The 25398-nt window shown below is 64.1% G+C and carries 21 protein-coding genes and 1 tRNA gene; 6 read left to right on the plus strand and 16 right to left on the minus strand.

Translation table 11 applies throughout. The features are described 5' to 3' along the window. Nucleotides 1-836 (minus strand): M23 family metallopeptidase (locus VMR03_RS09195; RefSeq protein WP_325404440.1); only part of this gene is annotated, 836 nt, incomplete at its 3' end. 797 nt (nt 837-1633) lie between these two features. Here VMR03_RS09195 and VMR03_RS09200 point away from each other — a divergent pair. Next, nucleotides 1634-2368, plus strand: coding sequence for a hypothetical protein (locus VMR03_RS09200; protein ID WP_325404442.1), 735 nt, complete (start codon nt 1634-1636; stop codon nt 2366-2368). Nucleotides 2369-2374: 6 nt separating this feature from the next. On the opposite strand, the gene VMR03_RS09205 is transcribed toward VMR03_RS09200, so the two are convergent. From VMR03_RS09205 to rsfS, 7 genes are all read right to left on the minus strand, one after another. Beyond that, a complete protein-coding gene (locus tag VMR03_RS09205; protein WP_325404444.1) occupies nt 2375-2893 on the minus strand; it encodes an RNA pyrophosphohydrolase in 519 nt (172 codons plus the stop codon). A 16-nt stretch (nt 2894-2909) separates the two neighbouring features. Next, complete coding sequence (locus VMR03_RS09210) at nt 2910-4145, minus strand: divergent polysaccharide deacetylase family protein (protein WP_325404446.1); 1236 nt, start codon at nt 4143-4145, stop codon at nt 2910-2912. A 108-nt stretch (nt 4146-4253) separates the two neighbouring features. Then, nucleotides 4254-5579: a S41 family peptidase gene (locus VMR03_RS09215; protein ID WP_414693165.1), complete on the minus strand. Its 1326-nt coding sequence runs from the start codon at nt 5577-5579 to the stop codon at nt 4254-4256. Further along, nucleotides 5580-6968, minus strand: coding sequence for a murein hydrolase activator EnvC family protein (locus VMR03_RS09220; protein ID WP_325404448.1), 1389 nt, complete (start codon nt 6966-6968; stop codon nt 5580-5582). Continuing rightward, complete coding sequence (gene gpmI / locus VMR03_RS09225) at nt 6955-8517, minus strand: 2,3-bisphosphoglycerate-independent phosphoglycerate mutase (RefSeq protein ID WP_325404450.1); 1563 nt, start codon at nt 8515-8517, stop codon at nt 6955-6957. The genes VMR03_RS09220 and gpmI overlap by 14 nt, the downstream gene beginning before the upstream one ends. Before the next feature lie 183 nt (nt 8518-8700). Then, nucleotides 8701-9183, minus strand: coding sequence for a 23S rRNA (pseudouridine(1915)-N(3))-methyltransferase RlmH (rlmH, locus tag VMR03_RS09230; RefSeq protein WP_325404452.1), 483 nt, complete (start codon nt 9181-9183; stop codon nt 8701-8703). 78 nt (nt 9184-9261) lie between these two features. Further along, complete coding sequence (rsfS, locus tag VMR03_RS09235; RefSeq protein WP_414693166.1) at nt 9262-9651, minus strand: ribosome silencing factor; 390 nt, start codon at nt 9649-9651, stop codon at nt 9262-9264. Between rsfS and VMR03_RS09240 the strand changes: the two genes are divergently transcribed. Then, complete coding sequence (locus VMR03_RS09240) at nt 9593-9856, plus strand: hypothetical protein (protein WP_325404479.1); 264 nt, start codon at nt 9593-9595, stop codon at nt 9854-9856. The two genes, rsfS and VMR03_RS09240, sit on opposite strands and share 59 nt — an antisense overlap. 104 nt (nt 9857-9960) lie before the next feature. Here the strand turns inward: VMR03_RS09240 and VMR03_RS09245 are convergent, their stop codons facing one another. Further along, nucleotides 9961-10599 carry a nicotinate-nucleotide adenylyltransferase gene (locus tag VMR03_RS09245; RefSeq protein WP_325404454.1) on the minus strand — a complete coding sequence of 213 codons (639 nt, stop codon included), beginning with the start codon at nt 10597-10599 and terminating at the stop codon, nt 9961-9963. 34 nt (nt 10600-10633) lie between these two features. Beyond that, a complete protein-coding gene (locus tag VMR03_RS09250; RefSeq protein WP_414693167.1) occupies nt 10634-11875 on the minus strand; it encodes a glutamate-5-semialdehyde dehydrogenase in 1242 nt (413 codons plus the stop codon). Between the two features lie 437 nt (nt 11876-12312). On the opposite strand from VMR03_RS09250, the gene VMR03_RS09255 reads away from it, so the two are divergent. Genes VMR03_RS09255 through VMR03_RS09265 form a run of 3 tightly spaced genes read left to right on the plus strand, consistent with a single transcriptional unit; the run spans nt 12313 to nt 20687 of the window. Then, nucleotides 12313-18327: an autotransporter domain-containing protein gene (locus VMR03_RS09255; RefSeq protein WP_325404458.1), complete on the plus strand. Its 6015-nt coding sequence runs from the start codon at nt 12313-12315 to the stop codon at nt 18325-18327. Between the two features lie 24 nt (nt 18328-18351). Continuing rightward, entirely contained in the window at nt 18352-19965 is a 1614-nt protein-coding gene (locus VMR03_RS09260; RefSeq protein WP_325404460.1) for a tetratricopeptide repeat-containing glycosyltransferase family protein, read from the plus strand. Continuing rightward, complete coding sequence (locus VMR03_RS09265) at nt 19962-20687, plus strand: hypothetical protein (protein ID WP_325404461.1); 726 nt, start codon at nt 19962-19964, stop codon at nt 20685-20687. The genes VMR03_RS09260 and VMR03_RS09265 overlap by 4 nt, the downstream gene beginning before the upstream one ends. Nucleotides 20688-20701: 14 nt before the next feature. Here the strand turns inward: VMR03_RS09265 and proB are convergent, their stop codons facing one another. The 6 genes from proB to VMR03_RS09295 form a co-directional block, all read right to left on the minus strand. Beyond that, the gene (proB, locus tag VMR03_RS09270) at nt 20702-21820 is read right to left on the minus strand and encodes a glutamate 5-kinase (protein WP_325404463.1); all 1119 of its coding nucleotides are present in this window, start codon (nt 21818-21820) and stop codon (nt 20702-20704) included. A 16-nt stretch (nt 21821-21836) separates the two neighbouring features. Then, on the minus strand, nt 21837-22883 hold the full coding sequence (obgE, locus tag VMR03_RS09275) for a GTPase ObgE (RefSeq protein ID WP_325404465.1): 1047 nt from the start codon (nt 22881-22883) through the stop codon (nt 21837-21839). Then, the gene (locus tag VMR03_RS09280) at nt 22880-23437 is read right to left on the minus strand and encodes a GNAT family N-acetyltransferase (RefSeq protein WP_325404467.1); all 558 of its coding nucleotides are present in this window, start codon (nt 23435-23437) and stop codon (nt 22880-22882) included. The genes obgE and VMR03_RS09280 overlap by 4 nt, the downstream gene beginning before the upstream one ends. Before the next feature lie 106 nt (nt 23438-23543). Beyond that, a complete protein-coding gene (gene rpmA, locus VMR03_RS09285; RefSeq protein WP_325404469.1) occupies nt 23544-23834 on the minus strand; it encodes a 50S ribosomal protein L27 in 291 nt (96 codons plus the stop codon). Between the two features lie 22 nt (nt 23835-23856). Beyond that, complete coding sequence (rplU, locus tag VMR03_RS09290; RefSeq protein WP_325404471.1) at nt 23857-24165, minus strand: 50S ribosomal protein L21; 309 nt, start codon at nt 24163-24165, stop codon at nt 23857-23859. Between the two features lie 155 nt (nt 24166-24320). Next, nucleotides 24321-25100 carry a phosphatidylcholine/phosphatidylserine synthase gene (locus VMR03_RS09295; RefSeq protein WP_325404473.1) on the minus strand — a complete coding sequence of 260 codons (780 nt, stop codon included), beginning with the start codon at nt 25098-25100 and terminating at the stop codon, nt 24321-24323. Nucleotides 25101-25307: 207 nt separating this feature from the next. On the opposite strand from VMR03_RS09295, the gene VMR03_RS09300 reads away from it, so the two are divergent. Next, a tRNA-Ser gene (locus VMR03_RS09300) sits at nt 25308-25397 on the plus strand. Nucleotide 25398 lies beyond the last annotated feature (1 nt).

The raw sequence follows: 25398 nt of genomic DNA on the forward strand, positions 1-25398 counted from the left end.
GCGGCGGCAAACCAGGGGATGGCTTCGGGTTTGCCGCTCCGGTTTCTCATATCGAAATAGACGACTGACGTCTTGCCGCCGCCGAAGGCCACCTCAAGCGCGGGCGCCTGCCCGTCCGAGCTCGCGCCAAGGATGTCTCCGCGGGCGATCCTTGTACCACGCTGGACCTGCAATGAGCCGAGCCCGGCGACGACGAGGCGGCGGCCCTGCGGCAGTTCGACGATGACGACGCCGTTATAGCCCTTGAACGCGCCGGCGAAGACGACCTTGCCGGCGGCGGGGCTCTCAAGGAGACAGGCGGCGGGCACGGCGAGAGCAACACCCGCCGGCGCGCGACCGACCGACGGAGGTGAAAGGAGCCGGGTGGAACTGACATGCGTCCGCCCATCCATACCGACGGTCACCCTGCCTGTTGCGTCGATCCTGCAAGGCGATGGCTCGATCGGCCGCGGTACCGGCAGTAAGGCGGCTGTGCGCTCGACGCTCGCCAAGGCAGGAGGCGCCATGGCGACGTTCTTGCGGGCGACGTCTTTCGGAGCGGGTTCTTTCGACGCGGTGGTTTTGGGTGTCGGCCGCCGTGGCGTCGAGGCTTTGCCTTTGGCACCCTCGGGGGCGCCAGAGATGGCCGCCAGGAGATCGTCGCAGATAGCCGCATAGGCGGGCGGCCATTGCGAGCGATCGGTCTTGCGCAGGCAATCGCCGAGATTGAGATCTTCTGCCGGCTCCGTGGCCGAATCGGCCTGTCCGGACAATCGGAAATCGGTCAAGCCGAGACCCGAGGCCAGCAGCGCGACCGAAGCGAGCCCCAGCGTCAGAAGTGCGCGGGCGCCGGTCATGATCGGGAACCTGCTTGTAGCTTGACGAAACCCGCGCAGGCCACCCGAATTTTCGCGCGGCTTTTCGCGCCCGGACCCCGATCCGGGGCCGACGGGCCGGCGCGCTCAAATTGCCTTTCATATACGCTCACATGAAGGCCCATGTTTGGCCCCGGGAAAAACTACTCCGTATGGGAATAGTGCTTGTATGATCATTTCGTTGCAGGAGGTCTTGTGTGCTTGTGTTGCCAGACTCTCCCGGATTATCGGCACGTTTAATGACGTATCGGGACGAAATACGACTGATGCGCAGGCACGATCGGTGGAGGTGATCGTTTACTCACGGGGTCGCAAGAAACATTTCGGGTTGCAGCATGCGTACCCAATCCATGAACGAGCAATATTGGCGCGACCGTTATGGAATGCCGCCAAGGAGCGAGGAAACACCCATTGTCCATCGACGCCCACGGGCGGCGCGCTGGCGGCGGGTGATCGCGCCGAGGCCGCGCCGCCGCGGTGCGCTGCGCAGAGGGGCGACTTCGGGGGTCGTCGGAAGATATCTCGGCGGATTGGCCGCAGGGTTGTCCTGGAGCTTTCTCAGGTGCTTTTCAGGGCGTGGTATCCTGATCAAGGCCAGCGTGGCGCTTTTATGCGCGATCTGGCTGGTCGGAAGCGCCACTGTCTTTCTCAACGGAGCTCCGCTGGACGCATCCGCCACATCCGTGCTCGCCTCACGGCTTTTACCGCTCGCCGCCATGACTGTCGCTGATATGAACTCCGCGGCGCCGAAGTCTGCCGCCGCGAAGAGCGAAGACGCCATGATGGCTGAATTTGCCGCTGCCAACGAAGCGAGCCTCGTGGCACTTCGAGGTTTCGTCCTGACGGGTGGAGAGGGCTTCAGATCGGAATGGCAACGCAGTCTCACACAGCTCGAGATGACGGAAGGCGCGATCGTCGCGGACTCCCGCGACTGGACGGACGGCGCCAAGCTCTTCCAGCTGGCCGAACTGCGCAGGACGTCCCGCGCTCTTGTCGCACAGGAGCGAGTGCTCGCCGAGCTCGTCGGAACGCCGAACCGCTTTCCGGGCCTTCGCCTCTACGAAGAGGATGTCGATCCGGCGTTTGCCGAAGCGATCACGCTCTGCGACCGGACGCTGCAATCCATCATGGCGTCGAACTGGGTCGGCACCAAAGAAAGCGTCGACACGCTGGCGCGGTTGCGCGGTCACATGCGGCTCCTGAGGGATGGGTTTGCGATCTACCTGCCATCCGGCGAAAAGGCCATGTCGCCCGACCTCCAGTCGGCTCGTCTCGCCTTGCGCGACGCCGCGGCGACGCTTGCGGGTATTCGCGGCAAGGTGAGTCCCGCCGATCAAGTCGGGCTCGACCGGCTGACGACGTTGCTCGGCTCGACGGACAGGAAGCTCGAACAGGTTCTCGCACTCAAGCAGACGCCGCGCTGGGACTATGCCGACTATGCCTTCCGGCAGAAGGTGCTTCCTCTGGCGGAAAGAATATCGTCCATCGTCGGCGAATGGAGAGCCGCGAGCTAGAGAACGTCAGACGGGCTTGGCCAGGGGACCGAGTTCGCGGACAATCTGCTCATAGACGCCGCGCTTGAAGGGGACGATCAGCTCGAGAAGTTCATTGAGTGGCACCCAGGCCCACTCGCTGAACTCCTGATGCTTGTCGGCGGTGAGATCGAAATCCTCGTCGCGGCCGAGATAGCGCATCGCATACCATTTCTGCTTCTGGCCGCGATACTTGCCCTTCAACGCATGGCCGACGAGATGCGGCGGTAGATCGTAGGTGAGCCAGTTCGCCGTTTCGCCGATGATCTCGGCATTGTCGATGCCGGTCTCTTCCTTCAGCTCGCGAAAGGCGGCAGCACGCGGGTCCTCGCCTACGTCAATCCCGCCTTGCGGCATCTGCCATGTCAGCGGAGACCCCGTATCGACCTCCTGAATGCGGTTGCCGGTCCAGACGAGGCCGTCCCGGCTGATAAGCATGATGCCGACGCAAGGCCGATAGGGCAGGCTTTCGGCGTCGACCGTCTTGCGGAGTTCGCGCTTCACCATTTCGTACTCGCTCTCGCTATCCGGGGCCGCCGACCGTTGCCGTCACCGGCACCAGCACAACGCCTTTGGCTTTCAATGTAGACGCCCAGCGTGTCACTTCGTCGACGGTGACGGGAAAGGAAGATGCGACGCCGACCGCAAGGCCGGCCTGCTTCGCTCCGTCCTCGAGCATCGACAGAGACTGCTTGATGACGTCGGGGTTCTGCACCGGATCGATCATGCGTGTACCAACGGCCAGGGGCAGGCCGATGTCGCCGCCGAGCTTCGGCACCAGGCTGCGCTGCGAGGTGCCGTTATCGACATACATGAGCCCGCGGGCCTTGAGGGCGGCGAGCACCGGCGACAATGCCGTCGCCGAGCTGGTGAAGCGCGCGCCCTGATAATTCATGACGCCGGCATAGCCGGTAAAACGGCTCATCTGCCATTCGAGGCGTGAAATATTTTCAGCCGGCTGGAGGTTGGTGAGCAGCGTATAGGGGCCGGGGTCGTTCTGCGGATAGCCGAAAGGCTCCATCGGTAACTCGAGCAGCACCTCGTGACCGGCGGTGCGCGCCTTGTCGATCCAAGCCTGCAACCCGGCGCCATAAGGCGCGAAGGACAGCGTCACCTCCGGCGGCAGGGTTTCGATCGCATGCGCGGTCGCACTCTCGCTGATTCCCATGCCGCTCACCACGAGGGCGACGCGCGGACCGGTGGGCAGATTTTTCGGTAGCGGGCGAGCATAGACCTTCCAGGCCTGGCGGCCGTCCCTGGCGACGACGGGGAGCGGCCCCTGAGCGCCTGCGGCAATCAGCGCCGGGTCGGGAACGGTTTTCAGCGGCCCGACCGTGTCGACGGATTTTTCCGGCATTCCGGCATTCGGGGCAGGTTCGGCGCCGACAATCTTCACGTCGTCGGCGGAGGTCCCTTCATCGCCTTGCTCGACGCGCTTGGCGGCGTCGAGGAGCGCCTGCTCCTCCGCGCTTGGGTTGTCGGCTGCCGGGTTTTCCGCCGCCGGCGCCGGTTCCTCCGCAGGCGCCGTCCGCAACAGCTTGTCGGCACTGGGCGGAGGGGGCGGCGCGGGCGCCAGCGCCAGGCGAACGACCGGTTCGCCAGCCAAGCGGTTGTCGGAAAGAAAAAGCCAGCCGAGCGTGCCGCCATAGACGAGCGCGACGATCAGCGTCGCGATGCCAAGGAGGCCCGGCCGGCGTGCTTCGTCGTCTTCGGCGCTCATGGCAGAGCCGGACGCAGCGGAGATAGGCCGGCGCGACATGTCATGCCTCCCGCCGCCGGAGGCATTCCGGATGGTGGGCATGTCCAAGCCGTGGTTCAGCCATCCCGTCCCCGCTCTCGTGCCCTGCGCCCCGGTCAGCCGATCCGCTCAGTTGGCCATCGCGGCCGACGCGCTCTTGAAAGCCGCGTCCTTGCGAATACCGTTCATCAGATCGATCGCGTAGAGCAGCTGCTTGTCGTCCTTCTTGTCCGCCGGGACATAGGAATCGGAACCGGCAACTTCCTTGGCGCCTTCCTCGGCGGCGAGATGTCCCGGAAGCTCCGCCTCGCCGGTGATCAGCATGCGCTTCTTCTGTTTCGGATCAGCGGCTTGCTCGACCATGATATCGGGTTCGATGCCCTTGGCCTGGATCGAGTGGCCGGACGGCGTGTAATAACGCGCCGTCGTCAGGCGCAGCGCGCCGTCGGAGCCGAGTGGAATGATGGTCTGGACGGAGCCCTTGCCGAAGGAGCGTGTGCCGAGCACCGCCGCGCGGCGGTGATCCTGCAAGGCGCCGGCGACGATTTCCGAAGCCGAGGCCGAGCCGCCGTTGACCATGACGATGAGAGGCTTGCCGCCGGTGAGGTCGCCGCCACGCGCATTGTAGCGCTGCGTGTCCTCGGGGTGGCGGCCACGGGTCGAGACGATCTCGCCTTCGTTGACGAAATCGCTGCTGACGGCGATCGCCTGCTCGAGAAGACCGCCCGGATTGTTGCGGAGGTCGAGGATGTAACCCTTTACCTTCGAGGCGCCGATCTGCTTCTGCAGCGTATGGATCGCATCGTCGAGAAGCTCGCCCGTCTGCTCGTTGAAGGTGGTGATGCGGATGTAGGCGACGTCGCCTTCACGGTGATACTTCACCGACTTGATGGTGATGATGTCGCGCGTCAGCTTGACGTCGAAGGGTTCATCGACGCCCTTGCGAACGACGGTCAGCGTGACGCTCGTGTTGACCGGCCCGCGCATCTTGTCGACTGCGTCGCTCAGCGTCATGCCGAGGATCGGCTTGCCGTCGATATGGGTGATGTAGTCGTTGGGGCGCATGCCCGCGCGGCTCGCCGGCGTTTCGTCGATGGGCGTGACGACCTTGACGACGCCATTCTCCATCGTGACCTCGATGCCGAGGCCGCCGAATTCGCCGCGCGTCTGCACCTGCATGTCGCGGAAGTTCTTCGGGTTCATGTAGCTGGAATGCGGATCGAGCGAAGTCAGCATGCCGTTGATGGCGGATTCGACGAGCTTGGCGTCGTCCGTCGGCTCGACATAGTCGGCGCGCACGCGCTCGAAGACGTCTCCGAAGAGATTGAGCTGACGATAGGTGTCGCTGTCCGCCGCATGGGCGGTGGTATCGAGATTGCCCGGCTGCAGCATGAAAACGGTTAGCGCCGAGACGATCGTGCCAACCGCGAAACCGCCGATCACAGACTTGTTCATTTATCCACGAGCCTTCTTGTCACTCATCATCAGCCAGGGGCGGGGGTCGATCGGATCGCCGTCTTTGCGGAATTCAATGTAAAGCATCGGTCTTAAACCGGTCTTCACGCCTGTGCCCGGGCCGCCGTCCCGTCCGGTCGTCCCGCTGTCTTCGGCCAAACTGTCTGGAGAGGGCGTCGGGCCCATGGTGCCGACCGGCTCACCGGCAAGAACGCTCTGGCCCGCCATCCCGTTGATTCTGTTCATGCCTGCCAACAAGACATGGTAGCCCTCGCCGACCGATATTATCAAGAGTTGCCCGTAGCGACGGAAGGGGCCGGCGAAGACGATCCTGCCGTCAAAGGGGGCAATAACCTGGGCTTCGGGCCGAGTGGCGATCTGAAGCCCCTGCATCCGTCCGCCAAGGCCGTTGGGTGCCCCGAATTCCCGCATCACGGGGCCCGCGGCCGGCAGCTGGATGAGCCCTTTTGCCTCGGAAAAAAGGCGCGATGAAGGCAAGGCTGGCCCCTCCCGGGGCGGCGTCAGGGCGGCCTGCCGTTCCGGACGGGTCGCCTCGTCGGAGGTGGCATTTGCCACCTGGGAGGCGGGCGCCGCAGGCTCGGGCACCGCTGCCCGGAGCGTCGCGGGATCCGGGCGGGGCTGGGGAATGCGCGCGGCGGCGGTCGCTTCGAGCCTGCCAATCAGGTCGTTGAGATCGGTTGCCTCGCGCGACAGGCGCTGGGCTCTCGCCTGCTCGCTTTCGGCCGCCTCGGCGAGCTTCTGCTGGCGGGCGACCTTACGGTCGAGGAGGGTTTCAAGGCGTGCCTTGTCGCGCTCCAGCGATGCCTTGGCGTCGGCCAGAGTCGTGCGTTCGGCCATGATGCTCTGGCGGAGACGCGTCAGCTCGTCGAGCTTCTCCTTCAGGGCCATGGCTTCCGCCCGCAATTCGGGTACGGCCGAGCCGAGCAGAATGGCGCTGCGGATGGCGCCCAGCGCGTCGTCGGGATGTACGGCCAGTGCCGGCGGCGGATGACGATCGAGACGGGTGAGGGCCGCAAGAAGGTTCGCCATTTCGTCGCGGCGGTGTTCGAGACGCGCAAGCAATTCGGCCTCGGCGGTCTTCAGGGCCGCAAGACGTTCTTCGGAAGCGGACACGTCCTTTTCGCGCGCCTGCACATTCGCCGCCGTCTCGATCAGGCGGCTGCGGATTTCCTCGACTTCCTTGCGGGTGCTTTCCGACTGGGCCTGGAGCGCCTTCTTGCGCTCGACGCTATTGTCGAGTTCCTGCTTCAGGCTTTCGAGCTTGGAGGGGTCGGCGGTTTCGGCGCGCGCCGCTCGGAACGGAGGCGACGCCGACAGCGTCAGCAATGCCGCGAGCGCGAAAGGAGCAATGCGTTCAGGCCGGGACACGGCTCGCCTGTTCCGCGCCCGCCAGAAGGGAGCGTCCGGTCATCTCGGTCGGCACATCGAGGCCGAGCAATTCAAGCACGGTCGGCGCAACATCGGACAGCGTACCGGAGCGAAGCGCGAGGCCATGTCCCCGAGCCACCGGATCGACGAAAATGAAAGGTGTTCGCGACGTCGTCGGTCCGCGCCAAGGGGCGCCCGTTTCGAGATTCTGCATCGTCTCGCCTTTGCCGAATGCGCTCGTCACGATCATCGTGGCGCCGCGCTTTTCGACCTGGGCCGCGATCTTGCCGAGATACTTGTCGACCGCCTCCGCGGCTTCCACTGTCGCGCGCATATTGCCGGTGCGGCCGAGAATCGCGACATTGGGCATGTGCAGGACGAGGAGATCGCGCTCCGCCTTGCGCATTGCCTCGATCGCCTCGGCGGCGAGATCGGCGGCGGCGAGATCGGGCCGCTTCTCGATCTTGGCAAAGGGGGGCGTCTCGGCGACGCCGATCGTTTCCCCATCGTAGATCTTGCTGAAACCGCCGCGCAGGAAGAGCGAGAGATTCGTCTCGGCAATCGTTTCCGTCAGCAGGAGCTGCGACAGTCCTGCACGCGAGATCGTCTCGCTCAACGTCGGCTCAACGGGCGTTTGCGTGAAAAGCGGCTCCACGTGTTGCCTTGCCTTGCCGTCGAGTTCGCAGAGCGAGCAGACGCCCGAGAGCAGCGCCGCGGCAGGACCATCGAGCAGGGCTTCGAGCAGAATGCGGCCGAGGTCCGGCTGCAGATTGACGAGCAGCACGGCGTCGTCCTGACGCATGCCCCTGTATCGCTGCGTGACGACGGGCGAGATCCGGTCGTCGTTGATCCCCTTATCGTAGGCCTGACCGAGATGGGCCGAGGGATACTCCGTGCGTGGCGCCTCGGCGGTCGCGATCGCCTTCAAGGCTGTCTTCAGGAGATCGCTGTCGGCCGGTTCGTCGAAAGCGTAGGCGCGCCCCATGAGACTGCCGAGTGCGGCATGGTCCGCGCCCGCGATGTCGTCGAGAAATTCGGCGAGGTATTCGACGCCGCCCTGCGGGTTCGAATCCTGACCGTCCATCACCGCGTGAACCCAGACTTCGACCCCTTCATGGCTGAGCAGGGCCGCGAGCACGGCGAGATGATGCTGATGGCCGGCGATGCCGCCTGGCGAGAGCATGCCGATCAAATGCACCGCACCGCCGCGGGAACGCGCGCGCTGGACGAGTTTGAGGAGAACCGGATTGGAGCTGATCCCCTGCGCATCGTCCTGCTGGATGGCGCGGTTGATGCGCAGCAGAGACTGTTCGACAGGGCGACCTGCGCCGAGCGTTAGAAAGCCTGCTTTCGCATTGCCCGGCTTTCCGGCGGCGAGACCGACGGCGTCGCCGGAGGCGGCGAGCAAGGTTTGGGGAAAGGTGCTCGCGAGACGGTCGTAGATCGGCGTACGCGCCATCGCGAGCGCATTTCCCTCGCGCTCCGCGCGAATGCCCCAGCCGTCCAGTAGAACCAGGACAAGGGGTTTGACGCCGACAATACCGCTCATACTTCTTTGAATAAATCAGCCCTGGCCCAAATGCCCGCGGGTCACACGCGCAATTCGGCAGAGGCTATTCCAAGCCATGAATCCTGTCCATGACCACGATGGTTCACGGTGAATGGATCGACAGCTTTCCCAGCGGAGCGCGACGCCATTGCAACAGGAGCGGCTTTCGAAGACCGCCCGGTGTCAGGCGCGATGGTAGGGATGGCCCGACAATATCGTCACGGCGCGATAGATTTGCTCAGCCAGCATCACCCGCACCAGCATGTGCGGCCAGGTCATCGGTCCAAAGGCGAGAAGATGCGCGGCCTCGTCGCGCAAGGCCGGCGCGAGCCCGTTTGCGCCGCCGATCACGAAAGCGACAGCGGGCTGGCCGTCATCGCGCCAGCGGCCGAGCCTGCTCGCGAATGCTTCGCTCGTGTCCATCTTTCCGCGTTCGTCGAGCGCGATGAGGAGGGCGCCGCGTGTGATTGCCGCGCGCAACAGGCCAGCCTCGCTCTCCCTCAAGACGGCGGGTTCGAGACGACGCTTTTCTTCGACCTCCTTCATGTGAAGCGCGGTTATGCCGATACTGCGGCCGGCGGTTTCGGCGCGGGAGGTATAGTCGTCGAGAAGAATTTTCTCCGGACCGGCGCGAAGTCTGCCGACCGCGCAGATCTCGATGCGCATCAAGAGCCTTTCATCGGGCGCACAACATGCCTCCGGGCAATGGGCCCGCCATTTGCCGGACGGAGAGACGCCCGTTCTTTAGACGGCGATCTGGTCGGCCGGAATATCGGCCAGCCACATCTTCTCCAGCCTGTAGAATTCGCGCACCTCGGGACGGAAGACATGGATGACCACGTCGCCGCTGTCGATCAGCACCCAATCGCCCTGCCGCATGCCTTCGACATGCGCGGCGCCGAATCCGGTCTCCTTCAGCCGCCGAACGAGATGATCGGCCACGGCGCTGACATGGCGCTGCGACCGTCCGCTTGCGACCACCATGTAATCGGCGATCGGCGTTTTTCCGGCGAGGTTGATGGAGACGACATCTTCCGCCTTGTCCTCGTCGAGGCTCTTCAAAACCAGAGCGAGCATGGCAGCGGTTTTGCTGATTTCCGCGGCGACCGGCTTCTTCGGCGTCGCTTTTTTCAAGGCGGCTTTTTTCGGTGCGGTTTTTTTGACGGATGCTTCTTCCGGCTTCGCCGGTTTGGCTTTTGCCGGCGCTTTGGGTTTGGCAGCTTTAGTTTTGACAGCCGGGGTTTTGGCGGTCGCGACCTTCGTCGTCGCGGCCTTTTCACGCGTCGGGGCCTTCAACGCCCTTGCGGGCTTGGCCCGGACCTTCGGGTCCTTCGTTTGACTGCTCAGGTACTGGCTCCTTCTTGTCCTGTACGCGGATAGAAGCCGACCGCCGAAGCGGCTTCGGCTCACTCGAAGATAAGTGGGTCGCGATCCGACTTCAATCTATCTGTTGGGTTTCAATTCTTTGTGACTCCCGAGCGATACCTGCCCGGCTCGTATCGCCGTTGCCGAGGCGGGATGTTCGTGGCCACCTAGAAAAACGAGCGCCGGCGGATGGACGAGCGGAAGAAGAGACGCATCGCTCGGCTCCAGCGTAACGGCTTTCAGCATGGCGGCGGCCGGCGAAAGCCGGGCCCGCAGCGTGAAGGGCGCGCGGGGATAGACGGCGAGCGCGATTTCCCGTGTGAGCTCGTTCCATTTCGCCCAGCGCGGAAGCTGCAGCAGATTGTCGGCGCCCATCAGCCAGACGAAACGGATGCCGGGATACTGCGTTTTCAGGGCCCGCACCGTGTCTATGGTGAAGCGCGTACCGAGTCGTGTTTCGATATCGGTAACGGCGATGCGACGCTCGCCGGCTTTGGCGACCAGCTCCTGCGCCGCCTTCATGCGCGCGGCGAGCGGCGCCATGCCAGCCTCGCTCTTCAATGGATTCTGCGGCGAGACGAGCCACCAGACGCGGTCGAGCGCCAGCGCTTTCATGCACATGCGCGTCAGATGGAGGTGGCCTTCATGCGCCGGATTGAACGAACCGCCGAGCAGGCCGATCCTCAACCCCGGAGCCAGCGCTTCATCGCGTTTCATGGCTGCGCTTCATGACCGCGCTTCGGGATACGCATCAAGGCCTGATCTGACCGGTGCCGCGCACAACATATTTGAAGCTGGTAAGTTGCTCGACGCCGACGGGGCCGCGCGCATGGAACTTGCCCGTCGCAATGCCGATCTCGGCGCCCATGCCGAACTCGCCGCCATCCGCAAATTGCGTCGATGCGTTGTGCAGTACGATCGCGCTGTCCACCGTCGCGAGAAAGCGCTCGGCAGTCTTCTGATTGGCGGTGACGATCGCCTCGGTGTGGTGCGAGCCGTAATGGGCGATGTGGCGCATCGCTTCGTCGACGCCTTTCACCACGCGGACCGAAATGATCGCATCCAGATATTCCGTGCTCCAGTCGGCCTCGCTGGCGGGCTTGACGCGCGCGTCGACGGCGCGCGTCGCCTCATCGCCGCGGACTTCGCAGCCTGCGTCCAGAAGATCCTTCACCAGCACACCGAGATGCGTCGCAGCGCAGGCTTCGTCGACAAGCAGCGTTTCGGCCGAGCCGCAGACACCGGTGCGGCGCAGCTTCGCGTTCATCACGATCCTGCGCGCCATGTCGAGATCGGCGTCGCGGTCGACATAGACGTGGCAGAGGCCCTCGAGATGAGCGAAGACCGGCACGCGGGCGTCGGCCTGCACACGGGCCACGAGGCTCTTGCCGCCGCGCGGCACGATGACATCGATATGGCCGTCGAGACCGGTCAGCATTTCGCCGACGGCGGCGCGGTCGGTGGTGGGCACAAGCTGGATCGCGTCCTCGGGCAGGTTTGCGGCGAGAATGCCCTCGATCAGCGAGGCATGGATGATACGGTTCGAATGGCTCGCTTCCGAGCCGCCGCGCAGGATCGCGGCGTTGCCCGACTTCAGGCAGAGCGCGCCGGCGTCGGCCGTCACGTTCGGACGGCTCTCATAGATGATGCCGATGACGCCGAGCGGCACGCGGACGCGCTCGATGTGAAGGCCGTTGGGACGGTCCCATTCGGCGATCTTCGATCCGACGGGATCGGGTAGGGCGGCAATCTCCTCCAGGCCTTTCGCCATGGATTCGATGCGCTTTTCGTCGAGTTCAAGGCGGTCGAGCAAGGCGGCGCTCAGGCCCTTCTCCCTCGCGGTGGCGAGATCCTTCGCATTCGCCTCCAGGATGTCGTCGACATTGGCACGAATGACCATGGCGGCCGCGAGGAGAGCGGCGTCCTTCTGCTTGGTCGGCGCGGCGGCGAGCTTTTCGGCGGCGGCGCGTGCACGCCGGCCCATCTCCGCCATGACGGCGGCAACCCCTCTTCGATCCGCGCTGATATCCGCGATGCTCACGACGTTACCCGTCCTCAGATGTCCGAACTCAACCAGATGTGATGTGCGGCGCAACTTAACGCAATGGGCGGCGGCGATCACGGCCTTTGTGGCGCCGCGGCCACCCAACTCACCATGGTGGACCATTCGGCCGGAATGCCGCACTTGACCTAAAGGTCTATATCTATGAATTTAGGTCACGCAACTATGGGGGGAAGAGGGCTTCGTAGCCTTTTCCTGGTCACGTCTGTCTCGCGTCGGAAGAATCGCTGTTTTTGGCGGTTCTTGCGGATTTGCGTCGGCGTCTTGGACGGACAGGACCTCAACCCAAGATTGCAGTGGCCCTAGAGGCCGAAACGACACTCTGAGCGCGCGGCTAAAGCCGCGCCGAACCCCTGGGGGAACCGACCATGAGCCGTAGTCTGAAACTTCGCAGCCTGCTGACCACCACATCCATGGTCGCGCTGCTTGCAGCTCCTGGGGTGGCGCGCGCCGACACCAGCTATGACAACCCGTTCGGGACGACGATCGATCAGCTGCTGATCACCACGACCGTGTCCTACGTCAACAACAGCGGCACCATCGAGAATAACTACGGCGAGCCGGGCATCGACATCGACGGAACGACCGTCTACGGCCATGTCACCAATTCCCCCACCGGCGTGATCGACGTCGAGAACGGCGAAGACGGCGATGCCATCGGCATCAGGGTGTACAACTCCTACATCAATGGCATCGCGAACCAGTACTCGGACGACGGCGAAGACTACGGCCAGATCATCGCGACGGCGACCGATGAGCAAGGCGGCAGCGGCAGCGACAGTGCGACCTATGATGCGGCTGCCTCCGCGACTGGCATTCAGCTCCATGGAACCGTGAATAACGGCTCCATCTACAATGGCGGTTCGATCGCCGCTGAGGCGACGTCGGAGGTCGACCAGTCGGCGACGGACAATTCGGAGGACGGCGCCGACGCCTATGCGCAGGGTTATTCGACCGCCTATGCCGCCGGTATCGACGTCCAGAACGACAATCCCATCATTTCGGGGCATGACGGTCCGGTCATTGCCAGCTATGTGGACCTCTACGGCACGATCGACGCGACGGCGACGGCGGAAAGCGACTCGAGCGCCAGCGCCACATCGACCTATTACGACGACGCCGACGCCTATGCTTATGACGAGGCCTATTCCACCAGCTATGGCGTCAGGCTGAGCGGCACGTCCGCCTATGTCGGCGACGTCTATAACGACGCGGAAATCACCGCCTCGTCGACGGCCAAGACGCAGAGCAACGCGACGGCCTATTCGGAGGATGACGACGCCTGGGCGGCTGCCGGCTGGAATGGCGAGTACGACAACTATTATTGCGACGATTATGAGGGAAGCATCGCCAGCGCCAGCGCGACGGGTCTTCTCGTCGATGTGCTGCATGTCGATGGCGACATCACCAACGAGAACGACATCAGTGCGGACGCAACCGCAAAAACCGAATCCACGGCTCTGGCCACCGGCTACGACTATGCCGAAGCCTATGCTGAAAACGACTATACGCAAGCTACGTCCTACGGCATCTATACCGATGCGCTGCTCGTCTCCGGTAACTTCGAGAATTCCGGCGACATCAATGTGAAGAGCAAGGCCTCGGTCGATCTGTCGGCCACGGCCAACAGCAATGGCGAGGCTTATTCCAGCGCCTATGCCGACAGCGTCTCCTCCTATGCCGAAGGCATTTCCTTCGACGTCGACTCGCTCGGCGGCGGCTTCGACAATTCCGCCGACATCGTGAGCGCGGTATCGATCGCCAAATCCGAAACGACAGCGACGACGGTCGGCGGCGAGTATTCCGACGCCTATGCAACAGGAAATGCCTACTCGAGCGCCGCGGCCCTCGATATCGAGATCGGGTCGATCGCCGGCGATTTCGAGAACACGGGTGAGCTCGAGGCGGTTGCGATCGCCAAGGGCAAGCAGACCGCGACGGTTTCGAGCGACGAAAGCCTGACAGCAGGCGCGGATAGCGACCAGATTTATGCCGAGGCATATGGCTCCTATCTGAGCGGGCGCACTCTGGCCGGCAGCTTCATCAACGAAGGCACCGTCACTGCCAAGGCAGTGTCAGTCGGCGAGTCGACAGCGACCGCGACGGGCCTCGACGATCTCGAAGCCTATGCGGGCAACACTGTTCGCGCAGAGGCCTACGGCGTCTCCGTCGTGGAAGATGAAATCCAGGACAGCGTTTATAACGACGGCGAGATCAACGTCAGGGCGGTTGCCAAGGCGGAGCAGACCGCGACGGCGACCGCCGATCTCGGCGAAGGCGACGCGGCGGCGCTTGCCGGCAACTTCTTCGGAGAGTATGGCGAGGACGTCTCGGTCTCGTCGGAGGCGACGGGTCTTTACGTCGGTTCCGAAGAAGGCGATATCGGCGGCAATATCCTCAATTTCGGCGCCATCTCGGTCGATGCGATCTCGAACGTCGATTCGACGGCCACGGCCACGGCCTATGGAACCGGCGAGGGGTTGAGCTGGGGCCTGTCGCAGACTTATGCGCAGGCCTATGGCATCGACGTCGAGAATGTCGATGTCGGCTCCTATGACGTCACGGATGCAGGGTTCTATCCGCGCGGATATTTCGTCAACGACGCCAGTGTCGCGGCCCGGGCCAGTTCCACGATCAATCAGACGATCAGCGCCAATGCCGACGACGGCAGTGCGGCCGCCGGTTCCTATGTCGGCAATATCGGCTACTACGACTATTCCGAAGATGGCGCGCCCGTTCAGGCCACGGGTATCGAACTCAACGACGTCAGCCTGCTCGGCAGCGTTCTCAATGACGGCTCCGTCTATGCACAGGCAAGCGCCGAGGCGAATCTGTCGGCGCAATCGGACGTAGATGACGGCGACGAGACCATGTCCGCGGCTCTGGCCGGCGGGCAGCTTGGAACGGAAGCCTATGGCATCCGCCTCCAGGATGTCAGCGCCTATGCCGACTCCGAAGAGGGATACGGCTATTACGCCGCTTTTGAGAATACCGGGACCGTGGCGGCCGTCGCCTACACCAATCTCTCCGCCGACGCCGACGCCTATTCGGACGACGGCATCGCCATGGCGATCTCCGGCGTTCCGAACACCGAGGACGGCTTCGACTTCTCCCAGGATGATGTCTATCCCAATTTTGCGCAGGCCTCCGCAGCCGGCGTGACGCTGGACGACGTCTACATGAATGACGACGTCTGGAATGACGGCATGGTCCTGGCCGGCGCCCTTGCGATCAGCGGCGGCACGGCGGAAGCCGAAGGCGACGAAAGTGCCTTGGCCGTGGCCGGAAACAGTGCCGAGGCGGACGCCGTGGGCTTCAACATCATCAACTCGTCGATCGATGGCGACGTCTACAATGACGGCGTGATCGTCGGTGCCGCCGGTGCTTATACCGACAGCACCGCGCATGCCGATGCAAAGGAGGCGACCGCCCGTATCGGGTACGTATACACGCCTTCGGTCGACGCCTACGGCACGGGTCTCGCCATCTCGCAGTATTACGGCAGCACCGTTTATAACGGCGAGGATGGCGTCATTATCGGCCTTGCCGGCTCCGTCGCGAGCAACGACGCCGACGCGGATGGCCGGAGCAGCGCCGATGCCTATGTGGATTACGAGGAATACGCCAGCGCGTCGGGCTTCGTCAGCTCGAGTTCCTATAGCGGCGGTCTCGTGAACGATGGCCTGATCATCGCGGGCGCTCTGTCGATGGGCGACCAAACGGCGCGCGCCACGACGACATCCGCAAGTGGTGTTTCTGACGCTTATGCCGAGGACTATGCCGAGGCCTATGCGACGGGTGCCGATTTCGAAGGCGATCTGCAGAATAGCGGAACGATTTTCGCCGGCGCCTACACCGTCTCCAATGCGGATGCCAGCGCCGTCGGAAAAGAAGCTCATGCGGGTGCGCAAGCCCACGCAGGGGCGGGTGCGACCGCCGTGTCGCTCCGCGGCGATAGCGAAGACGGCGTCGAGGTCTACAACTCGGGAACGATTTCGTCCCTGGCTGTCGCGCAAGCGTCCATCAGCACGTCGGCGACCAGCGATTTCCTCAACCCGACCCTCTCCACCGACGGCTACGCCGATGCGAGCGCCGAGGCCATCGGTCTCGACATTCTCTGCGGCACCTATGTCGACGAGATCACGAACACCGAGGACGGCGTCATTTCCGCGCAGGCGACGGCCACGACCACCGAAAACGGCGAGGTCGGTTACGGTGGCAGCGCCTATGCAACCGCGTTGCGCCTCAGCGACGTCTATCTCGACGGCAATATCACCAATGACGGAATAATTTCGGCCACGGCCGAAGGCGACGACTATGCGTCCGCGGTTGGCATCGATATCAGCGGTTCCACCAGCTATTCCGGTTCGCTCTTCAATTCCGGAACCATCGAGGCGGACGCCACGGGCGATGAAACCAGCGCGACGGCCATTCGCCTGTCCGGCGGCTCGCTCAATGTCATCGAAAACACGGGTGACATTCTCGCCTACACCCATTCCACCGGTGTGAACCTGTTTACCTACGCGCCGAGCGGGGCCATCGCGATCGACGCCACGGATGCAGGTCAGGGACTCACGATCGAGCAACTCGACGGGCGTATCGTCGGCAAGATCCTGCTCGCCAATCTCAACTCCGATCATATCGAATGGAGCGGCGGCACGATCCAGGGCGACATCTCCGGCACCTACGGCGAAGACGGCGACGACGTGCTCGACATCTTCGCGGGTGAAGACAACGCCTTCACCTATGCCGATACGATCGATGGTCTCGACGCCGTCAATCTGAACAGCGATTGGACCGATGCCGTCTCCCTGCGCCTGACGGGCTCGATCAATAACACCAACCGTCTCTATGTGGGTTCGAACGCGACGCTGTCGCTTTCGACGGGTGCCAGCGTCAATGTGAACGATCTGACGCTCGCCTCGACCGGCACGCTCTCCTACGACCTCGCTTCGGACGGCTCGAATGCGGTCATCAACACCACCACAGCCGATCTCGGCGGCGGCACGGTCAAGGCGGTCTTCCTCGACGTCCAGAACCCGACGACGCAGACCTACCGCATCATCAATTGGGACGACAACGACAGCACCTTCGGTACGGTCACGTCCAATTCGATCCTGCAGAAGGTCACAGCCCTTTACGGCGATGACGGCGTCGATCTCGTCGTCACCAAGGTGTCCTTCGGCGACCTGAACAATCTCGTCGACGATGCACAGCGTCTCGGTCATGCGCTGGACGGCGTCTTCAAGAATATTTCGCTCGACTCCGAACTCGGCCAGGCGCTGGTCGGTCTGATCGGTCTCTCGCCCGATGAATACGAAAAGGCGATGAACCAGATTGCCGGTCAGCAGCTCGCCGATCTCCAGACGGCGACCGACGGTCAGCTCGGCGACCTCCTGCACGTGATCCAGACCCAGCTCAGCGGTATGCGCGGCACCCAGCAGGCTTCGCTCGGCATGAACTCGCTCGGCATCATGGTCGCCGACAACCAGGTGACGACCATGAGCGATGCCCCGGTTGCGGGTGTCGGCGGGCCGGCGATTTCCGGAAACTGGTCGGCCTGGGCGCGTGCCTTCGGTGACTGGGCCTCGCTCAAGCGCGACGGCTATCGTCCGGGCTTCACCTCGGATGCGGGCGGCGTCGTCGCCGGCGTCGACTACAAGCTCAGCGACAACTTCCTGCTCGGCCTCGCCGGCGGGTATCAGAAGACCAATATGGACTTCCGTGGCACGGGCGATGGCGACATCACCTCGTGGAGCCTCACGGCTTACGGCGACTACAGCTTCGGACCGGCCTATGTCGACATGCTGGCCGGCTACTCGAAGCAGTCCTACAACCTGAACCGCTTCCTCGATGTGCTTGGCAGCAACTACACGGCGAACAGCGACTATGATGGTTCGTCCTACGCCGTCAGCATCGAGACCGGGTATGGCTTCGACGTCGCGGCCAACACGAAGGTCACACCCTTCGTCGGCATCAACTACACGCACACCGACGCCGACAGCGTGACGGAAACGGGCGCTGGCATCTGGAACCTCACCTATGACTCCAGAAGCGGCGACTCGGTCGAATCCGTCCTCGGTGCGCGCCTCTCCTATGCCTTCACGACGGAGGGCGGCACCCGCTACGTGCCGACGGTCGAACTCGGCTGGAAGCATGAGTATGCCGATACACAGCCGACGACGAATGCGGCGCTTGCCGGTACGCCGGGGAGCAACTTCCTGATCACGGGCCAGGAAGCGGCCCGCGACTCGGCCATCGTCGGTGCCTCGCTCGGCGTGCAGCTCACCGAAGAGATCGACGGTTCGGTCCAGTACAACGGCCAGTACAGCAGCGACTACAGCGACAGCACGGCGTCCGTCCGTCTGCGTCTGAAGTTCTGAGGTCACGAGCGAAGGGGCGGGTCTATGAAGAGCGTGACGGCGGAGACGACGGCGCCGGGGCGCGCGACCGTCCAGCGGTTGATGCCGATCGTCGACGTCCTCCGCCTCGCGCGGCAGCACCTGGAGAGCGGTGCGCTGCACGAGGCGGAGGAGCTCGCCATGCAGGTGGCGCGGGCCCGCAATCGTAACCCGGACGCTTTTCACCTGCTTGGTGTGATCGCGTTCAGACAGCGCAAGCTCGACAAGGCAATAGCCTATGTCGAGCGTGCCATCGCGCTCTCTCCGCGAACGGCGGCCTTTCACGGCAATCTCGCCGAGATGCTCCGCCGACGCGGGTTCATCGAACGCGGGCTTGCCGCCGGGCGGCGCGCCGTAGCACTGGATCCGCGTAACGCGCAGGCGTGGAACAATCTCGGCATTCTCGAATATGAGCGGCGGGCCTATGCGGAGGCCGAGCATGCCTATCGACGGGCTCTCGACATCGACCCGCGCTTTGCGCCGGGCTGGAACAATCTCGGCAACGCGCTCGTCCGGCTCGGCCGCGACGAGGAAGGCCATGCCGCCTATGCCCGCGCCATCGCCTTGATGCCCGGCTATGGCGAGGCCATGGTCAACGACGCGCTCTGTTTTCGCGAAGAGCAAAAATTCGTCGAGGCGGAGGGAAGGCTTCTTCAGGCGATCGAGGTCAATCCGCGCGATGCGCATGCACATCTCGTTCTCGCCACGGTCAAATTTCTCACCGGCAAGACTGCGGAAGCGCGCCGCGAATACGAGTGGCGGCTTGCCTTGCCGCGCGCCCGGCCCAGAGGTCTCCCCGGTGCCGTGTGGCGCGGAGAGCCGCTCGAGGGCAAACGCCTTCTTCTCCACGCCGAACAGGGGTTGGGCGACACGCTGCATGCGCTGCGCTATCTGCGGCGGCTCGGGACCAAGCCGGCAGGTGTCACGCTTCTCGTCCAGCGCAATCTGCGGCGGCTCGTCGAAGAGAATTTTCCCGAAGTCGAGGTTCTGGTGCACCAGTCCGAGGCAGTCGCCGCGGATTATCACGCCGCGATGATGAGCCTGCCGTTCATCATCAGGGCCGAGGAAACCGGCGAACCCTATCTTGCCGCGAATGCGGAACGCGCGGCGGCATGGCGCGAAAGGCTGGCGCCTTTTGCCGGTCGCAAGATCGGTCTCGTCTGGGCCGGTAATCGCGCTCACCAGAACGACCATGCACGGTCGATACGCGCGGAAGATCTGCGCCGGCTTGTCGACGCGCCGGGTTGCACTTTCTTCAGCCTTCAGATCGGACCCGCTGCGGCGCAGTTCGAGGCACTGAAGGACCGAGCGATCGATCTCTCGGAGTCCGTCGCCACGATGAGCGAGACGGCGGCAGCAATTTCCGCGCTCGACCTCGTCATCAGCGTCGATACGTCGATCGCGCATCTTGCGGGCGCTCTCGGGACGCCGGTCTGGACGCTGCTGTCCCGTGTTCCCGACTGGCGGTGGGGCCTTGCCGGCGAGACGACGCCACTTTACCGCTCCATGAGACTTTTCCGCCAGCCGGGCAGAGGCGACTGGACGAGCGTGCTCGATGCCGTTCAGACCGCGCTCGATGTCTCGATGCGAACACCCGTAACCGGAGAAACGAGAATATGACAAGCATGGACAGCAGGGCGGCGCGCATGCGGCTCGCCCCGGGAGACATCCTCTGGTTGAAGCGCAGTGCGCTGGTTGTGCTTGCGCTCGGTATCGCTGTCGGTCTTGCGTTTCTCATGGGCTGGATCGACGCGAGGGTGCCGGGGACCGCGGCGGCGCCGTCCAATGCGATCGAAGGTTTCAGGTCCGCGCATTTCGGCGCCGACGAGGCCGAAGTGCTCTCCGCCATCGCCGGCGACTTCGGCAAGCGCGGCGCGGATGTGCGCGTCCTCGACAATGCGAAGGAGAAGACGCGGGTCCTCGCCGTGCGGGTGAACGATCTCTTTCCGGGTTCGGGCGAGGCGGAGATCGGCTATGTCCTCGGCTATCAGTCGAAGCGCCTCATCCAGGTCAATGTTCTTTGGGGAACGCCGGTGACGCCTGCGGCGACGGCGGCGGACATGGGACGCATTTCGATGTTGCTGCAGAGCTATTTTGCTTCGCTGGCGCTTCCGGTGCGCGAGAGGCCCCGCAAGTTGTCGAATGGCGGTCTCGTCGCTTTCGAGGGGGCCGATGCGAAGGGCCGCTCTGTGCAGCTCCTCTTCCGCGCCGCCGAAATCAAGGCGAAGGCGGACGCGGGGAAGGCCGATGCACCGGCGAAGAAGCTCGTCATGCTACGGCTTGCCTATGTCGCCGATCCGAAATCGCCCGATATCTTCAAGCTGCGGCCCGGCACTTTTTAGGCGCGGGCTGACCCTCAGGCCTTCGTCATGACGAGGTCGTCGCGGTGGATCATTTCCGCGCGTCCGGCAAAGCCGAGCAATTCCTCGATCTCGCCGCTGTTATGGCCCTTGATGAGCCGGGCGTCCTCGCTCGAATAGGCCGAGAGACCGCGCGCAATCTCGACGCCCTGTTCGTCGGCGACACTTACCGCATCGCCGCGCTCGAAACGGCCTTCGACGGCGGTGATGCCGGCGGGCAGCAGGCTTCGCCCCTGTCGGAGCGCGTTGACGGCGCCTGCATCGACGGTGATCGTGCCCATGGTCTTCAGGCTGCCCGAAATCCAGCGCTTGCGTGAGGCGACCGGCGTCGTGCGCGCGGTGAACCATGTGCAGCGGGCGCCTTCCTCCAGCGCGCGCAGCGGATGCAGGGTCCGGCCGTTGGCGATTGCCATGTTGCAGCCCCCATCGGTCGCGATGCGGGCGGCCGCCACTTTCGTCTTCATGCCGCCACGGCTCATCTCGCTCGCCGCGTCGCCCGCCATGCCCATGATTTCGGGCGTGATGTCGGCGATTTCGGGAATATGCGTCGCGCCGGGTTCGGACGGCGGCGCGGTGTAGAGCCCGTCGACATCCGATAGCAGCACCAGGCAATCGGCCGAGATCATGCTGGCGACGCGGGCGGCGAGGCGGTCATTGTCGCCGTAGCGGATTTCGCTCGTCGCCACCGTGTCGTTCTCGTTGATGACGGGCACGGCGCCGAAGCGGAGCAGCGTGTTCAACGTCGAGCGGGCGTTGAGGTAACGGCGGCGCTCCTCGGTGTCGTCGAGCGTCAGCAGGATCTGCGCGCAGTTGCGGCCATAGGCGCTGAGGATTTCCTGAAAGGCATGGGCAAGGCCGATCTGGCCGACGGCGGCGGCGGCCTGACTTTCCTCGAGCTTCAGCTTGCCCGAAGGAAGTCCGAGCGCGCGGCGACCGAGCGCGATCGCGCCCGACGAGACGATCAGCATGTCCTGCCCGCGCGCGCGCATCGTCGCGACGTCCTCGACGAAAGCCTGAAGCCATGCGCGATTGAGCTTGCCCGTCTCCTTGTCGGTCAGAAGCGCCGAGCCGATCTTGACGACGATGCGCTGAGCATTGCTGAGACGCGCGATCATTTCATGGCCTGCTTCGTCATGGGCGCCATCCTTCTTCCTCGTCCGGCGCCTCTGCCGCCTTTTCCTCGGCATTGGCGGCGGCGACCTCGTCCGCGACGAGATGCAGCACCGCGTCGACACCTTCGCCCGACACCCCCGAAATCACATGCACTTTCTTGCGGCGGCTTGCCTTGACGAGCGCCTTGCGTTTTTCCTCGCGCTCGTCGGGCGAGAGCGCGTCGCATTTGTTGAGGCAGAGAATTTCAGGCTTCTCGTCGAGGCCGGCGCCATAGGCTTCGAGTTCGCCGCGAATGACGTGATAGGCCTCCACGACGTCGTCCTGCGTGCCGTCGACCAGATGGATGAGAACGCGGCAGCGCTCGACATGGCCGAGGAAGCGGTCGCCGAGGCCGGCGCCTTCGCTCGCACCTTCGATGAGGCCCGGTATGTCGGCGAGCACGAAGGTGCGCCCGTCGATCCTGACCACGCCGAGGCCCGGCGTCAGCGTGGTGAAGGGATAGTCGGCGATTTTCGGTTTCGCCGCGCTCACCTTGGCGAGAAACGTACTCTTGCCTGCGTTGGGCAAGCCGACGAGGCCTGCATCGGCGATCAGCTTCAACCGGAGCCAGACCCACATTTCCTCGCCCACCTGGCCGGGATTGGCGCGCCGCGGCGCGCGGTTGGTCGAACTCTTGAAATAGGCATTGCCGAAGCCGCCATTGCCGCCCTTCAGGAGGACGACGCGCTGGCCGGCTTCCGTCATGTCGGCGAGCATGGTCTCGCCGTCCTCGTCGAAGACCTGCGTACCGACCGGCACTTTCAGCACCGCGTCGGCGCCGTTATAGCCGTGGCGGTTGCGCCCCATGCCGTGCATGCCGGTCTTGGCCTTGAAGTGCTGCTGGTAGCGATAGTCGATCAGCGTGTTGAGGCCCTCGACGCATTCGATGACGACGTCGCCGCCCTTGCCGCCATCGCCGCCGTCGGGTCCGCCGAATTCGATGAATTTCTCACGGCGAAAGCTGACCGCGCCGGCGCCGCCGTCGCCCGCGCGGACATAGACCTTCGCCTCGTCGAGAAATTTCATCGTGCCATCTCGCTTGCAGGAAGCAGTTTCGCGCCCGCCCGGGATCGCGACAATTCCATCTTCAACCCGCGCAGTTTTTCCCGCCGGGCCTCGGACCAGATCTCGGCTTCCGCAATATAGCGGAAGCCGAGCTTCGTCAGAACGCGGCCGGAGGCGTGGTTCTCGGCCAGATGGCCCGCCGTCAGCTTCGGCACCGGCATGCGGTCGAACGCATGGGCGGCAAGTGCGCGGCCCGCCTCGGTCGCGATGCCCTTGCTCCAGTGCGGTTCGCCGATCCAGTAGCCAAGCTCGTAGGCGTCACCATCCCGGTCGAGGCCGATCGTGCCGACCAGCTCGCCATCCGCGGCGATCGCATAGGCATAGCCTTCACCCGAGGCGCGGCGCGCGTCATGGGTCGCGATCCACGCGTCGGCCATGCCGTCTCTGTAGGGGTAGGGGACGCGGGCCAGCATGCGCGCCACTTTCCAGTTGCCGACGAGCGCCTGCACGCGCGGTGCGTCGTCGTGAGTGAAATGCCGCAGGACCAGCCGGTCCGTCTTGAGTACATCCTTCATCGGGGACTCCATGACCCCGAGAGGCATTAAAAAAGGGAGATGGCGGTCCATCTCCCTCTCGATTCCGATGGTCGCCACCTTGCGAGGTGGCGGGGCCTCGCGTTCGTCAATCCGCCGCCTTGGCAGCCGCCTGCGCCGCTGCGCCGGCCGGCATCACCGATACGTAGGTGCGGCCGTTTTTGCGGGCGCGGAACGACACGACGCCTTCGGTCGTCGCGAAGATCGTGTGGTCCGTGCCCATGCCGACATTGGCGCCCGGATGCACCTTCGTGCCGCGCTGGCGGATGATGATGTTGCCGGAGATGACGGCTTCGCCACCGAACTTCTTGACGCCGAGACGGCGTCCGGCGCTGTCGCGACCGTTGCGGGATGAGCCGCCTGCTTTCTTATGAGCCATAGTCTCTACTCCTTCGTCCGCTTCAGCCTGCGATCTCGACGATCTTCACCAGCATCAGATCCTGGCGATGGCCGTTCTTGCGGCGATAATTCTGGCGACGCTTCTTCTTGAAGACCGTCAGCTTGGGGCCGCGCGTCATTTCGACGATCTCGGCCTTCACGCTCGCACCTTCGACGAGGGGCGCACCGATCTTCGTCGCGCCTTCGCCGCCGATCATCAGAACCGGAAGCTCGATCTTGTCGCCGGCCTTCGCGTCGACGCGCTCGACTTCGAGCAGCTCGTCTTTCGCGACCTTGTATTGCTTGCCGCCGGTCCGGATGACTGCGAACATTTGGAAACCACCATGTAACGAAATAAGGCCATGCGCACCGCGGAAACCACGGTACGGGCCGGATTGGCGCGCAATATACAGGGGGAAGAGGGCCTGTCAAGGCGCGAAAGCCTTGAAATCCCGCCACTTCCGGGCCTTGCGGCTTCCCCGGCCGATCAGTCGGCCAGGGGCGGCCTGAAAGAGCGCCAGAGGCAGAGCCCCAGGAAATAGAGGGAGGCCGCCAGGAACGCCCAATAGGCCCAGGGGCTCGCCTCGGCGGGACGAAGGTTCGGCCCGCTCCCCAGCACCAGAACGACCGTCAGGACGCCCCAGGCGCCCGTCACGACCAGCGTCAGGGAACGCCACGCGGTCACCCGGAACGGATGGATGAATTTCAGCGGTACGAAGGTCAGCGCCCCCAGCGCGACGATGACCGCGAGATTGGTCCAGTGGCCGCTGGAGGTCAGGTAAAAATAAAGGATCACGAGGTTCCAGACCGCCGGAAAGCCCGAGAAATAATTGTCGGAAGTCTTCATGTCCTTGTTGCCGAAGCAATAAAGAGAGGTCGTCATGATGTAGGCGGCGGCCGGGATCGCAAAGCCCGTCGGCACGAGACCGAAGCGGTAGACGACCAGCGCCGGAATGACCGTGTAATTGAGGTAATCGATGATGTGGTCGAGGATCACACCGTCGAAACGGGGGGCGAACTCGGTGACGCGGACCTTGCGCGCCATCGGCCCGTCGAAACCGTCGATGACAAGGGCCGCTCCGAGCCAGAGCAGGACCATCCGGAGATCGCCGGCGATCAGGGCCGAGATCGCCAGAAGGCCCATGACGGCGCCTGAGGCCGTAAAGGCATGAACCGCCCAGGCCGCGACGACGCGCGCCTTCAGCCGGTCGATGATCCTGCGGCGGCCGAACTTGCCGGTTTTTGCGTGGGCGCGTGTCTCGCTCATGGGGCGCAGTCTAGCAGGATCGGCGATCTTGCTCGACGGATTGCTTGGGGGCTTGCTTGGGCTGGAAGCGGCCAGCCCGGGGTGCGGCGCAAAAAGGAGGTCCTCAAGGCCGATCAAGCCCTTGTGCGGGCGCAAGGGCTCGGTCTACATTCCGCGCCGCTTCCACATGGCAGCCGGGCGCGCCGCGCCCCTGGCCCCATACCTCGCGGAGAGGTGGCTGAGTGGTTGAAAGCACCGCACTCGAAATGCGGCATGGGGGCAACTCCATCGGGGGTTCGAATCCCTCCCTCTCCGCCAC

Source organism: Parvibaculum sp., from assembly GCF_035511255.1.
Taxonomy (GTDB): Bacteria; Pseudomonadota; Alphaproteobacteria; order Parvibaculales; family Parvibaculaceae; genus Parvibaculum.

What these genes read in the sequence shown, in the direction of transcription:
- VMR03_RS09200 (WP_325404442.1), top strand. Translation starts at nt 1,634, where the DNA reads ATGATGGCTGAATTTGCCGCTGCCAACGAAGCGAGCCTCGTGGCACTT.
- VMR03_RS09205 (WP_325404444.1), bottom strand. Translation starts at nt 2,893, where the DNA reads ATGGTGAAGCGCGAACTCCGCAAGACGGTCGACGCCGAAAGCCTGCCC.
- VMR03_RS09210 (WP_325404446.1), bottom strand. Translation starts at nt 4,145, where the DNA reads ATGTCGCGCCGGCCTATCTCCGCTGCGTCCGGCTCTGCCATGAGCGCC.
- VMR03_RS09215 (WP_414693165.1), bottom strand. Translation starts at nt 5,579, where the DNA reads ATGAACAAGTCTGTGATCGGCGGTTTCGCGGTTGGCACGATCGTCTCG.
- gpmI (WP_325404450.1), bottom strand. Translation starts at nt 8,517, where the DNA reads ATGAGCGGTATTGTCGGCGTCAAACCCCTTGTCCTGGTTCTACTGGAC.
- rlmH (WP_325404452.1), bottom strand. Translation starts at nt 9,183, where the DNA reads ATGCGCATCGAGATCTGCGCGGTCGGCAGACTTCGCGCCGGTCCGGAG.
- VMR03_RS09240 (WP_325404479.1), top strand. Translation starts at nt 9,593, where the DNA reads ATGGCAGCGGTTTTGCTGATTTCCGCGGCGACCGGCTTCTTCGGCGTC.
- VMR03_RS09245 (WP_325404454.1), bottom strand. Translation starts at nt 10,599, where the DNA reads ATGAAACGCGATGAAGCGCTGGCTCCGGGGTTGAGGATCGGCCTGCTC.
- VMR03_RS09250 (WP_414693167.1), bottom strand. Translation starts at nt 11,875, where the DNA reads ATGGCGGAGATGGGCCGGCGTGCACGCGCCGCCGCCGAAAAGCTCGCC.
- VMR03_RS09255 (WP_325404458.1), top strand. Translation starts at nt 12,313, where the DNA reads ATGAGCCGTAGTCTGAAACTTCGCAGCCTGCTGACCACCACATCCATG.
- VMR03_RS09260 (WP_325404460.1), top strand. Translation starts at nt 18,352, where the DNA reads ATGAAGAGCGTGACGGCGGAGACGACGGCGCCGGGGCGCGCGACCGTC.
- VMR03_RS09265 (WP_325404461.1), top strand. Translation starts at nt 19,962, where the DNA reads ATGACAAGCATGGACAGCAGGGCGGCGCGCATGCGGCTCGCCCCGGGA.
- proB (WP_325404463.1), bottom strand. Translation starts at nt 21,820, where the DNA reads ATGATCGCGCGTCTCAGCAATGCTCAGCGCATCGTCGTCAAGATCGGC.
- obgE (WP_325404465.1), bottom strand. Translation starts at nt 22,883, where the DNA reads ATGAAATTTCTCGACGAGGCGAAGGTCTATGTCCGCGCGGGCGACGGC.
- VMR03_RS09280 (WP_325404467.1), bottom strand. Translation starts at nt 23,437, where the DNA reads ATGAAGGATGTACTCAAGACGGACCGGCTGGTCCTGCGGCATTTCACT.
- rpmA (WP_325404469.1), bottom strand. Translation starts at nt 23,834, where the DNA reads ATGGCTCATAAGAAAGCAGGCGGCTCATCCCGCAACGGTCGCGACAGC.
- rplU (WP_325404471.1), bottom strand. Translation starts at nt 24,165, where the DNA reads ATGTTCGCAGTCATCCGGACCGGCGGCAAGCAATACAAGGTCGCGAAA.
- VMR03_RS09295 (WP_325404473.1), bottom strand. Translation starts at nt 25,100, where the DNA reads ATGAGCGAGACACGCGCCCACGCAAAAACCGGCAAGTTCGGCCGCCGC.